This window comes from Pseudomonas sp. NPDC086251 (assembly GCF_044746405.1).
Lineage (GTDB): Bacteria > Pseudomonadota > Gammaproteobacteria > Pseudomonadales > Pseudomonadaceae > Aquipseudomonas.
This window is the reverse complement of the sequence record NZ_JBIVBY010000007.1, coordinates 215,819-226,346: the sequence shown is the minus strand read 5'-3', so window position 1 is coordinate 226,346 and position 10,528 is coordinate 215,819. Positions and strand designations below refer to the sequence as shown.

At 59.4% G+C, this 10,528-nt stretch carries 11 protein-coding genes; 3 read left to right on the top strand and 8 right to left on the bottom strand.

Going from position 1 to position 10,528, the window contains the following annotated elements:
* Positions 1 to 421 (bottom strand): RNA pyrophosphohydrolase (locus tag ACIPL2_RS11480; RefSeq protein ID WP_401356141.1); only part of this gene is annotated, 421 nt, incomplete at its 3' end.
* 143 nt (positions 422 to 564) lie between these two features.
* Here ACIPL2_RS11480 and ACIPL2_RS11475 point away from each other — a divergent pair.
* Positions 565 to 1,221 carry an HAD family hydrolase gene (locus ACIPL2_RS11475; RefSeq protein WP_401356139.1) on the top strand — a complete coding sequence of 219 codons (657 nt, stop codon included), beginning with the start codon at positions 565 to 567 and terminating at the stop codon, positions 1,219 to 1,221.
* Between the two features lie 122 nt (positions 1,222 to 1,343).
* Here ACIPL2_RS11475 and ACIPL2_RS11470 read toward each other — a convergent pair whose 3' ends face one another.
* A complete protein-coding gene (locus tag ACIPL2_RS11470) occupies positions 1,344 to 1,769 on the bottom strand; it encodes a DUF2269 domain-containing protein (protein ID WP_401356136.1) in 426 nt (141 codons plus the stop codon).
* Between the two features lie 39 nt (positions 1,770 to 1,808).
* Positions 1,809 to 3,323, bottom strand: coding sequence for a threonine ammonia-lyase, biosynthetic (gene ilvA, locus ACIPL2_RS11465; RefSeq protein WP_401356133.1), 1,515 nt, complete (start codon positions 3,321 to 3,323; stop codon positions 1,809 to 1,811).
* 281 nt (positions 3,324 to 3,604) lie between these two features.
* Here ilvA and rpiA point away from each other — a divergent pair, with 281 nt between their 5' ends.
* Positions 3,605 to 4,279, top strand: a complete 675-nt coding sequence (rpiA, locus tag ACIPL2_RS11460) for a ribose-5-phosphate isomerase RpiA (protein WP_401356131.1) — start codon at positions 3,605 to 3,607, stop codon at positions 4,277 to 4,279.
* A 123-nt stretch (positions 4,280 to 4,402) separates the two neighbouring features.
* On the opposite strand, the gene ACIPL2_RS11455 is transcribed toward rpiA, so the two are convergent.
* From ACIPL2_RS11455 to ACIPL2_RS11440, 4 genes are all read right to left on the bottom strand, one after another.
* On the bottom strand, positions 4,403 to 5,320 hold the full coding sequence (locus ACIPL2_RS11455) for an SdiA-regulated domain-containing protein (RefSeq protein ID WP_401356128.1): 918 nt from the start codon (positions 5,318 to 5,320) through the stop codon (positions 4,403 to 4,405).
* A gap of 115 nt (positions 5,321 to 5,435) precedes the next feature.
* A complete protein-coding gene (locus ACIPL2_RS11450) occupies positions 5,436 to 6,365 on the bottom strand; it encodes an SdiA-regulated domain-containing protein (protein WP_401356126.1) in 930 nt (309 codons plus the stop codon).
* A 139-nt stretch (positions 6,366 to 6,504) separates the two neighbouring features.
* On the bottom strand, positions 6,505 to 7,170 hold the full coding sequence (locus ACIPL2_RS11445; RefSeq protein ID WP_401356124.1) for a fumarylacetoacetate hydrolase family protein: 666 nt from the start codon (positions 7,168 to 7,170) through the stop codon (positions 6,505 to 6,507).
* A gap of 22 nt (positions 7,171 to 7,192) precedes the next feature.
* A complete protein-coding gene (locus tag ACIPL2_RS11440) occupies positions 7,193 to 8,587 on the bottom strand; it encodes an FAD-binding oxidoreductase (RefSeq protein WP_401356121.1) in 1,395 nt (464 codons plus the stop codon).
* A 204-nt stretch (positions 8,588 to 8,791) separates the two neighbouring features.
* Here ACIPL2_RS11440 and serA point away from each other — a divergent pair, with 204 nt between their 5' ends.
* A complete protein-coding gene (gene serA / locus ACIPL2_RS11435) occupies positions 8,792 to 10,021 on the top strand; it encodes a phosphoglycerate dehydrogenase (protein WP_102616101.1) in 1,230 nt (409 codons plus the stop codon).
* A gap of 75 nt (positions 10,022 to 10,096) precedes the next feature.
* Here the strand turns inward: serA and ACIPL2_RS11430 are convergent, their stop codons facing one another.
* Positions 10,097 to 10,522: a DUF4399 domain-containing protein gene (locus tag ACIPL2_RS11430; protein ID WP_401356118.1), complete on the bottom strand. Its 426-nt coding sequence runs from the start codon at positions 10,520 to 10,522 to the stop codon at positions 10,097 to 10,099.
* Positions 10,523 to 10,528 lie beyond the last annotated feature (6 nt).

The window sequence follows — 10,528 nt, the reverse complement described above, 5'->3', positions numbered from 1 at the left end:
TGGTGCTCTGGATGCCGCAGCGGCCACAGGCCTGCCGGTTTGTCTGATGCACATGCTCGGTGAGCCGGGTGATATGCAGGACAATCCGCACCCGCTGCTCGTTGGAGATCAGGCGCAGGAGAAACCATTTCTGTTTCTGGCCGATGCACAGCGGTTGGCTATGCGTCCTGACCAGACGTTGCGGCAAACGATAGCGCAACCAGCCCCGGGTGCAGGCGAGAATTTCAACATCTTCGCGTTCCAGGCCCACTTCTTCGTTCAACTCGCGGTACAAGGCGTCTTCCGGCGTCTCCTGGGGGTTGATTCCTCCCTGTGGAAACTGCCAGGCATCTTGATTGATACGGCGAGCCCATAGCACCTGGCCGGCATCATTCGTCAGAATGATCCCGACATTGGGGCGGAAACCATCGGGGTCGATCACGGCAACAACCTCGCAAACGCATGTCGCCGCATTGTTCCACAAAGGTTGTGAAGGCAGCAACGAGCCGGCCAACCTTATGTGCACTCTTGTGAAAAGTCCGTATTCTGGACGCCTTTCTACAGACTTTTCAGCGAGTAACTGCAATGCGGCTGGCTTTATTCGACTTGGACAACACGCTTCTGGGCGGTGACAGTGACCACGCCTGGGGCGATTACCTGTGCGAACGCGGCTTCCTCGACGCCGTCGCCTACAAGGCACGCAACGACGAGTTCTACCAGGACTACCTGGCCGGCAAGCTCGATAACGATGCGTACCTGAATTTCTGCCTGGAAGTGCTCGGACGCACCGAGATGGCCGTGCTGGATCAGTGGCACCTGGATTACATGCGCGACTGCATCGAACCGATCGTGCTGCCCAAGGCTATCGAACTGCTGGCCAAGCACCGTGACGCCGGCGACAAACTGGTGATCATCACCGCCACCAACCGCTTCGTCACCGGGCCGATTGCCCAGCGTTTGGGCGTCGAAACCCTGATTGCCACCGAATGCGAAATGGTTGATGGCCGCTACACCGGGCGCAGCACTGATGTCCCGTGCTTCCGGGAAGGCAAGGTGACGCGGCTAAATCGTTGGCTGGAAGAGACCGGGTATTCGCTGGAAGACAGTTATTTCTACAGCGACTCGATGAATGATTTGCCGCTGCTGGAGCAGGTGATGAATCCGGTGGCGGTCGATCCAGACCCTAACTTGCGCGCGGAAGCAGAGAAGCGTGGCTGGCCGGTAATTTCGTTGCGTGACTGAAACCGTCTTCGCGAGCAAGCCCGCTCCCACATTTGATCTGCGTCGCACACAAAATCTGTATTCGCTGAAGATCTAATGTGGGAGCGGGCTTGCTCGCGAAGGGGCCAACTCGGTCTTGCGCCTTAAACAGGCTTGGCGCCCATCAGCCCGGCGATGGCGATAAAGCAGACGAAACTGAACAACGCCAAGGCAAAGGTGAACTTGCCGTTGCCTCCCGGCGCGGTGCGCAGCTTGTTAAGCCGCACCAGCAGCCAGAACCAGCCCAACGCGGCCACGGTGTAAAGCACACTGGACGCCAGCAACCAGCTCTGCCCCAGCGGCCAGCCCACCAGATGCACCATCCACCACCCCGTGAACGGCATGCTCAGCAGCGCCAGCCCCATCAGTAACCAGATGAACACGCGCGGCCGTTGCAGCGTACGGGCGGGAGCCGTCGCATCGCCGTTGCGTCGCGTGCGCCAAACCCAGATCGCCAGCCCCAGCGCGCACAGCAACAGCAGCACCGTTGCCACGACATGCGCCACTTTCAGGGCGGTTAACGTTTCCATTGTTCGATTTCCTTATAGCCTGCCCATCAGCGTAGCTGCTCAGCCAAGAAACAGCTGATAGGCCGGGTTGTCGCTTTCATCCCAGTACGGGTAGCCGATTTCTTCCAGCGCAGCCGGCACCAGATGACGCTCGTCATGAGGCACTTGCAAGCCGGCGACCACACGGCCATCCGCCGCACCGTGGTTGCGGTAGTGGAACATCGAAATGTTCCAGCGCCCGCCGAGCTTGTTGAGGAAGTTGAACAGCGCGCCCGGACGCTCCGGGAATTCGAAGCGCAGAATCACTTCATCGACCACATGCGCCGCACGGCCACCGACCATGTGGCGGATGTGCAACTTGGCCAGTTCGTTGTCGGTCAGGTCGATCACCGGAAAACCTTGCTCACTGAGGCTGGCGATCAGCGCACTGCGTGGGTCGGTATCGGGATGCGTCTGCACGCCAACGAAGATGTGCGCCTCGCTGCCGGTGTTGTAGCGGTAGTTGAATTCGGTGATCTGGCGCTTGCCGATGGCTTCGCAGAATGCCTTGAAGCTACCCGGTTTCTCGGGAATGGTCACGGCGATGATCGCTTCGCGGCCCTCGCCCAGTTCGGCACGCTCGGCGACATGGCGCAGGCGGTCGAAGTTGACGTTGGCACCGGAATCGATCGCCACAAAGGTGTGCCCGGTGACGCCATTCAACTCGACGTACTTCTTGATCCCGGCCACGCCCAGGGCGCCGGCAGGTTCGGTGATCGAGCGGGTATCGTCGTAGATGTCCTTGATCGCCGCGCAGATCTCGTCGGTGCTGACGGTGATCACGTCATCGACGTAGTCTTTGCAGATGTCGAAGGTGTGCTGGCCAATCTGCGCGACGGCGACGCCGTCGGCGAAGAGGCCCACGGTCGGCAGCACCACACGCTCGCCAGCAGCCATGGCGGCTTGGAGGCAATTGGAGTCGTCCGGTTCGACGCCGATGATTTTGATTTCCGGGCGCAGGTACTTCACGTACGCCGCGATGCCGGCGATCAGCCCGCCGCCGCCCACCGGAACGAAGATCGCATCCAGACGCCCAGGGTGCTGGCGCAGAATCTCCATGGCCACCGTGCCCTGCCCGGCAATGGTGTGCGGATCATCGTAAGGGTGAATGTAGACGTAGCCTTTTTCGTCGACCAGTTTCAGCGAGTAGGCCAGGGCTTCGGGGAACGAATCGCCGTGCAGCACCACTTTGCCACCACGGGAACGCACGCCTTCGACCTTGATCTCGGGCGTGGTCTTGGGCATGACGATGATGGCTTTCACACCCAACACCTTGGCCGCCAGGGCCAGGCCTTGCGCGTGATTGCCCGCCGAAGCGGTGACCACGCCGCGCGCGCGTTCTTCGTCGCTCAACTGCGTGAGCTTGTTGTAAGCGCCGCGAATCTTGAACGAGAACACCGGCTGCAAGTCTTCACGCTTGAGCCAAATATGATTGCCCAGCCGCTCGGAGAGCTGGCGAGCAGTCTGCAATGGGGTTTCTACGGCAACGTCATAAACGCGCGAGGTGAGGATCTTTTTGACGTACTGTTCGAGCATCGGAAAGCATCACTGAGCGGGTTGGGCAGGGCCAAGGAGTCTAACCCGCCTTTCAGCCGCACGACCACACCTGTAGGAGCGAGGCTTGCCCGCGAAAGCGATCTTACGGTCAACATTTATGCTGGATGTGTCGGCCTCTTCGCGGGCAAGCCTCGCTCCTACAGGTAACCGTGGCGGGGTGCAGGCAATAGTCACGACCTGCCAATCGGACAATGACCTTCCCCGCCCCGACGCCTATAATGCCGGCCTTTCGTTCCCCTCTTCGGCACCTCGGAGCCCGCATGACCCAGGATCAACTCAAACAGGCAGTGGCTCAGGCCGCCGTCGACTTCATCCTGCCGAAACTCGACGACAAGAGCATCGTCGGGGTCGGCACCGGCTCCACCGCCAACTGCTTCATCGACGCACTGGCACAGCACAAGGGCGCATTCGACGGCGCCGTTGCCAGTTCCGAAGCCACCGCCGCGCGCCTCAAGGGCCACGGCATTCCGGTGTATGAGCTGAACACGGTCAGCGACCTGGAGTTTTACGTCGACGGCGCCGACGAAAGCGACGCGCACCTGAACCTGATCAAGGGCGGCGGCGCAGCCCTGACCCGCGAGAAGATTGTCGCGGCCGTGGCCAAGACCTTTATCTGCATCGCCGACGGCAGCAAGCTGGTGCCAGTGCTCGGTGCGTTCCCGCTGCCGGTCGAAGTGATCCCGATGGCCCGCAGCCACGTGGCCCGCGAGCTGGTGAAGCTGGGCGGCGACCCGGTTTACCGTGAAGGCGTGCTGACCGACAACGGCAACATCATCCTCGACGTGTTCAACATGCAGATCACCAACCCGGTGGAACTGGAAACGCAGATCAACGCGATTGTGGGCGTGGTCACCAATGGGTTGTTTGCAGCGCGTCCGGCCGACTTGCTGCTGCTGGGCACCAGCGAAGGCGTGAAAACCCTGCGCGCCGAGTAAGCCGAACACAAAACCTGTGGGAGCGGGCTTGCTCGCGAAGGGGCCGTGTCAGCCAACGAAGATGTTGAATGACAGACCGCATTCGCGAGCAAGCCCGCTCCCACATTTGTTTTGCAGTGCTTTTCAGGGTTGCGCGGGTTTCTTGAAAACGTAGAACAGGTTCGGCTCGCTCACCAGGTACATCGTGCCGTCGTCATCCATGGCGATCCCTTCCGCTTGCGGCACGGTCTTGCGCAACCCCTGACGGCCCTTGTTCAGTGACAGGGTGCTCAGCGGTCGCCCGTCCACATCCAGTTCCAGAATCAACCGCGACTCATCCGACAGCGCCAGCAGATGGCCGCTGCGCTCATCGTATTGCAGGCTCGACAGGTCTCGCACGAACATCCCGGCATCGCGCTTGGGGTTGTTGACCACGTGTACCGCGTAGGATTTTTCCGGGTTGTAATGCGGAAAACCCTGCACCTCGTAGATCAGCATCGGGTCGCGTTCCTTGGCGACAAACAGCCGCTTGCCCACCGAATCGTAGGCCAATCCCTCGAAACCCTTGTTGCCGCTCATGTGCACGCCGAGGGTCATCTGCTCGGCATCTGCCGCGTCGAGGAACGTGGTGTCCTTTTCCAGATGTACCTTGATCAGCCGCTGCTCGCGCTCGTCGGTGATCACGTACGTGTCGGCGCTGATGAATTCCACAGCCTCCGGATCGCCGAAGCCGACCAGCGCGATGCGCCGAACAATCTGCCCGTCCAGCGACAGCTCGATCAGCTCGGAGTTTTTATTGGTGACGGTGAACAGGCTTTTGCGCACCGGATCGAACGTCAGTGCCGACACATCGTCGTCCAGGCCCTCGATAACGCGCGCCTCAACGTCGACCTGATACTGATCCAGTCCGATGGACAACGTGCTCATCGGTTGCCAAGCCGTCTGCAGATTGAACCAGGCGCGTTCGAACAGGCGCAGGTACTGACCGATTGCAATCAACACGATCAGTGCGATCACCGACAGGATCAGTAACAGGGGGTTGGGACGGGCAAATCGACGCATTAGGGCGGGCTCAGATTCAAGACAGGCGGATGAAATATCACGCCTGTCTGAATTGAAGCTTAATGGCCATTAGCCCGCTCCTACAACAAAGCATCGACATTCCTACAAATTCAGGTCAGCGCTGCTTTTCGAAACGGTAGAACAGGTTCGGTTCGCTCACCATATAAAGCGTGCCCGCCTCGTCCACGGTCACGCCTTCAGCGCGGGGAATGGTTTTCCTCAAACCATTGAAGCCACCCAGCAAGGTCATGAAACTGACCTGCTCGCCCTTCTCGTCCAGCTCCAGCAACAGGTGCGAATCGGCAGACAACACCAGGGTGTGACCGGTGCGCGAATCGATGGCCAGGGCTGACAGGTTGCGGATGTCCAGTTCGTCACTGGCGAGTTTCTGCTTGTCGCCGGTGAGGGTCTGGCCGTCGGTGCTTTTCCAGGTGAACAGCGCCGGCGGACGTTCTTCACCCAGCAACATCTGCTGGTTGCGTGAGTCCCAGACGATGGCTTCGAAGGCTTTGTTCTGGTCTTTTGAAGGACCGAGGTCGTATTTCGGGAAGTTGGCGATGTTCAGCTCGCGGGTGTCGGCATCGACTTTGACGATAGAGAGCAGGTGCTCGCGCTCATCGACAATGGCCAACAGACCGTTGCCCATCACGGTCACCCCTTCCGGATTGCTCCAGCCCACCAACGGCATTTTGCGCAGCACATCGCCTTGCAAGGTCAGCTCGACCAGAAACGGATTTTTACCCATGACCGAAAACAGGGTTTTGGTCTGCGGATCGTAGGCCAGGTCCGAGGCTTCGTCCTTTTCCATGCCCGGCAGCAGCTTGGCGTCGATCACCGCCCGGTACTCCGGCAGCCAGATACTCTCCTGGCGTTCGGCCGGGCTTTCGAAACGCTCGCGCATCCAAAGCACGCCACGGTCATCCCAATGCATGGCAAACGCGAGGCCATACGCGGCGGCGACCACCAGCAAAAGCCAGGAATACCAGCGCATGGCAAAGCGTGAGCGGCGGGCAGATTTCAGCGTGGACATCGGTTGGGTGGCCATCGGGGAATGCGTTCCAGGGGAGTTGATGGTAGGAGCGAGCTTGCTCGCGATGGACGTCAACGATAACGCGTGGTTTCTGATTGAACGCGTTGTTCTGACGTTTTTCGCGAGCAAGCTCGCTCCTACAGGGTTTCGTTGTTTAGCGGACGCTGCTGGTGAAACGGCTGGCGCCTGGCAGCTCCAGGACAATTTCATCACCGACGTTCAGCGGGCCGACACCCACTGGCGTGCCAGTGAGAATCACATCACCGGCCTGCAGCGAGAAGCAGCCGGCCATGTGCTGGATCATCGGCACGATCGGGTTGAGCATCGCGCTGCTGTTGCCATCCTGGCGCACTTCGCCATTGATGGTCAGGCGGATGCCGATGTCGGTCAGGTCGGCGAAGGTACCGCCGGACACGAACGGTGCAATCACTGCCGCACCGTCGAAGGACTTGGCGATTTCCCAGGGCAGGCCCTTGGATTTCAGCTCGGCCTGCTTGTCGCGCAGGGTCAGGTCCAGGGCCGGGGCGAAACCGGAGATGGCGTCGAGCACTTCTTCGCGGCTTGGCTTGGTCGACAACGGTTTGCCGATCAACACGGCAATCTCTGCTTCGTAGTGCACCGAACCCCGTTCGGTCGGAATACTGAAACCGCCTTCCAGCGGCACCACGCAGCTGCCTGGCTTGATGAACAGCAGCGGTTCGGTAGGCACCGGGTTGTCCAGTTCCTTGGCGTGTTCGGCGTAGTTACGGCCGATGCACACCACTTTCCCCAACGGAAAATGAATACGCGTACCGTCGACATACTGGTGCTGATAGCTCATTACCGACTCCTGTTCCATTGATTCAAACAGCGAAAATTTTGCCCGGGTTCATGATGCCGTTCGGGTCGAAGACTGCTTTGACGGCTTTCATGTACTCGATCTCAACCTTTGATCTGCTATAGGTCAAGTAATCACGCTTGGTCATGCCCACGCCATGCTCGGCGGAAATCGAACCGTTGTACTTCTCGACGGTTTCGAACACCCACTTATTGACGGTCGCGCACTTGGCGAAGAACTCGTCCTTGCTGAGGTTTTCTGGCTTGAGGATGTTCAAGTGCAGGTTGCCGTCGCCGATATGGCCGAACCAGACGATTTCGAAGTCAGGGTAATGTTCACCGACGATCGCATCGATTTCCTTGAGGAACGCTGGGACTTTCGACACGGTGACCGAAATGTCGTTCTTGTACGGCGTCCAGTGGGAAATGGTTTCGGAGATGTACTCGCGCAGTTTCCAGAGGTTTTGCAGTTGGGTTTCGCTCTGGCTCATCACGCCGTCCAGCACCCAGCCCTGCTCGACACAGTGTTCGAAGGTTTCCAGGGCGTGGTTGGCCACTGCTTCGGTGGTCGCTTCGAATTCCAGCAGCGCGTAGAACGGGCAATCGGTTTCGAACGGTGCCGGCACATCACCCCGCGCCATGACTTTCGCCAGGGCTTTATCGGAGAAGAATTCGAACGCGGTCAGGTCGACTTTGCTCTGGAACGCGTGCAGCACCGGCATGATCGAGTCGAAATCGGCGGTGCCTAGGACCATCGCGGTGAGGTTTTTCGGGGCGCGGTCCAGACGCATGGTCGCTTCGACCACGAACCCCAGCGTGCCTTCAGCGCCAATAAACAGCTGACGCAAATCGTAGCCGGTGGCGTTCTTGATCAGGTCGCGGTTCAGCTCCAGCACATCGCCCTTGCCGGTGACGACTTTCATGCCCGCGACCCAGTTGCGGGTCATGCCGTAGCGAATGACCTTGATCCCGCCGGCATTGGTGCCGATATTGCCGCCAATCTGGCTGGAACCTGCCGAAGCGAAATCCACCGGGTAGTACAGGCCTTTTTCTTCGGCGACGTTCTGCAAATGCTCGGTGACCACGCCCGGCTGACAAACGGCGGTGCGATCGGTCATGTTCACGTCGAGAATCTGGTTCATATAGTCGAACGAGACGACCACTTCACCATTCGCCGCCACGGCAGCAGCGGAAAGCCCGGTGCGACCGCCGGATGGCACCAGCGCGACCTTGTGCTCATTGGCCCAACGGACAATGGCCTGGACCTGTTCGGTGGTCTTGGGGAACACGATGGCGCTCGGGGCCGGGGCGAAATGCTTGGTCCAATCCTTACCGTAAGCATTCAGGGAGTCGGCATCGGTCAGTACCTTGCCAGGCTCAACCAGGGTCTTCAGCTCTTCAATCAGGACAGGATTGGTCATCGACAGAACTCTCGAACAATTCATGGTCATCCTGAGAACGCTTCACGTCGCAGGAATGAGTGTTTAGCGGGGTGCATATGCTAGCATACCGACCCCGCAGCATAGTGCCCAACGGCTGTTCTGCGGTAACGGCTTTCTTGCCGTTCGGGTCAGCGTCTGTTGACCATTTCCTGCCATTTTTCTCCGGGATACAGGTTTACGCAGATGAGCAAGACTTCTCTCGATAAGAGCAAGATCAAGTTCCTTCTTCTCGAAGGCGTCCACCAATCGGCTGTCGACGTTCTCAAGTCGGCGGGCTACACCAGCATCGAGTACCTCACCGGTTCTCTGCCGGAAGCCCAGCTGAAGGAAAAGATCGCTGATGCGCACTTCATCGGCATTCGCTCCCGCACTCAACTGACCGAAGAGATCTTCGATCACGCGAAGAAGCTCGTGGCTGTCGGGTGTTTCTGCATCGGCACCAACCAGGTCGACCTCAACGCGGCGCGCGAACGCGGCATCGCGGTGTTCAACGCACCGTACTCCAACACCCGTTCCGTCGCGGAACTGGTGCTGGCCGAAGCGATCCTGTTGCTGCGCGGCATCCCTGAGAAGAACGCTTCCTGCCACCGTGGCGGCTGGATCAAGAGCGCGGCCAACTCCTTCGAAATCCGCGGCAAGAAGCTGGGTATCGTCGGTTACGGCTCGATCGGTACGCAACTGTCGGTCCTGGCGGAAGGCTTAGGGATGCAGGTGTACTTCTACGACACCGTGACCAAGCTGCCACTGGGTAACGCGACCCAGGTCGGTAACCTGCACGAGCTGCTGGGCATGTCCGACATCGTCACCCTGCACGTTCCGGAAACCGCAGCCACCCAGTGGATGATCGGCGAGAAGGAAATCCGCGCCATCAAGAAGGGCGGCATCCTGATCAACGCCGCTCGCGGCACCGTGGTCGAACTGCAAGCCCTGGCGGACGCGATCAAGGACAAGCACCTGATCGGCGCGGCCATCGACGTCTTCCCAGTGGAGCCTCGCTCCAACGAAGAAGAGTTCGAAAGCCCGCTGCGTGGCCTGGACAACGTGATCCTGACCCCGCACATCGGTGGTTCGACCGCTGAAGCGCAAGCCAACATCGGTCTGGAAGTGGCCGAGAAACTGGTCAAGTACAGCGACAACGGTACGTCGGTGTCCTCGGTCAACTTCCCGGAAGTGGCGCTGCCGGCTCACCCTGGCAAGCACCGTTTGCTGCACATCCACGAGAACATCCCGGGTGTGATGAGCGAGATCAACAAGGTCTTCGCCGAAAACGGCATCAACATTTCCGGTCAGTTCCTGCAGACCAACGAGAAAGTCGGCTACGTGGTTATCGACGTAGACGCCGAGTATTCGGAAATGGCGCAAGAGAAGCTGCAGCACATCAACGGCACCATTCGTTGCCGCGTGTTGTTCTGATAGCGACTTGAGCGACAAAAAAAGGAGCCCTCAGGGGCTCCTTTTTGATGTCCGCGGTTCTTTATTCCGGGCAGGTTACTTCACGTTGACCGTGATCTTCTTCGACACGATTGGCGGATCGAACGGCAGGTGGCCGCTGTCGCCCAACTCCAATTGCAAGGTGTGCTTGCCCGGAGCCAGTTTGACTTCAGCCTGGGTTTGCGCCTTGCCGAAGTGCATATGGTTGGGATCATTTGGAATCGGCGCGCCGGCCGCCGGCAGTTTGTCGACATCGATCAGCAGGTGGTGATGGCCGGTGTTCTTGGTCACATCGCCCGCAGGCGCCAGCGCAATGTTCTCGACGGCGAACTTGACGATGAACGTCTGTGGCACCGTGGCACCGTCTTCCGGAGAGACGATGGACACTTCGGCACCTTTCGGGGCCGGCGTAGCAGCACTGGCCAGCACCGAAACGCCCATCAACAGGCCAGCCAATGCTGCTCGTGACATAAAGGTTTTCATTCTCTT

Coding starts and splice junctions, on each gene's coding strand:
- ACIPL2_RS11475 (WP_401356139.1), top strand. CDS start 565: ATGCGGCTGGCTTTATTCGACTTGGACAACACGCTTCTGGGCGGTGAC.
- ACIPL2_RS11470 (WP_401356136.1), bottom strand. CDS start 1,769: ATGGAAACGTTAACCGCCCTGAAAGTGGCGCATGTCGTGGCAACGGTG.
- ilvA (WP_401356133.1), bottom strand. CDS start 3,323: ATGCTCGAACAGTACGTCAAAAAGATCCTCACCTCGCGCGTTTATGAC.
- rpiA (WP_401356131.1), top strand. CDS start 3,605: ATGACCCAGGATCAACTCAAACAGGCAGTGGCTCAGGCCGCCGTCGAC.
- ACIPL2_RS11455 (WP_401356128.1), bottom strand. CDS start 5,320: ATGCGTCGATTTGCCCGTCCCAACCCCCTGTTACTGATCCTGTCGGTG.
- ACIPL2_RS11450 (WP_401356126.1), bottom strand. CDS start 6,365: ATGGCCACCCAACCGATGTCCACGCTGAAATCTGCCCGCCGCTCACGC.
- ACIPL2_RS11445 (WP_401356124.1), bottom strand. CDS start 7,170: ATGAGCTATCAGCACCAGTATGTCGACGGTACGCGTATTCATTTTCCG.
- ACIPL2_RS11440 (WP_401356121.1), bottom strand. CDS start 8,587: ATGACCAATCCTGTCCTGATTGAAGAGCTGAAGACCCTGGTTGAGCCT.
- serA (WP_102616101.1), top strand. CDS start 8,792: ATGAGCAAGACTTCTCTCGATAAGAGCAAGATCAAGTTCCTTCTTCTC.
- ACIPL2_RS11430 (WP_401356118.1), bottom strand. CDS start 10,522: ATGAAAACCTTTATGTCACGAGCAGCATTGGCTGGCCTGTTGATGGGC.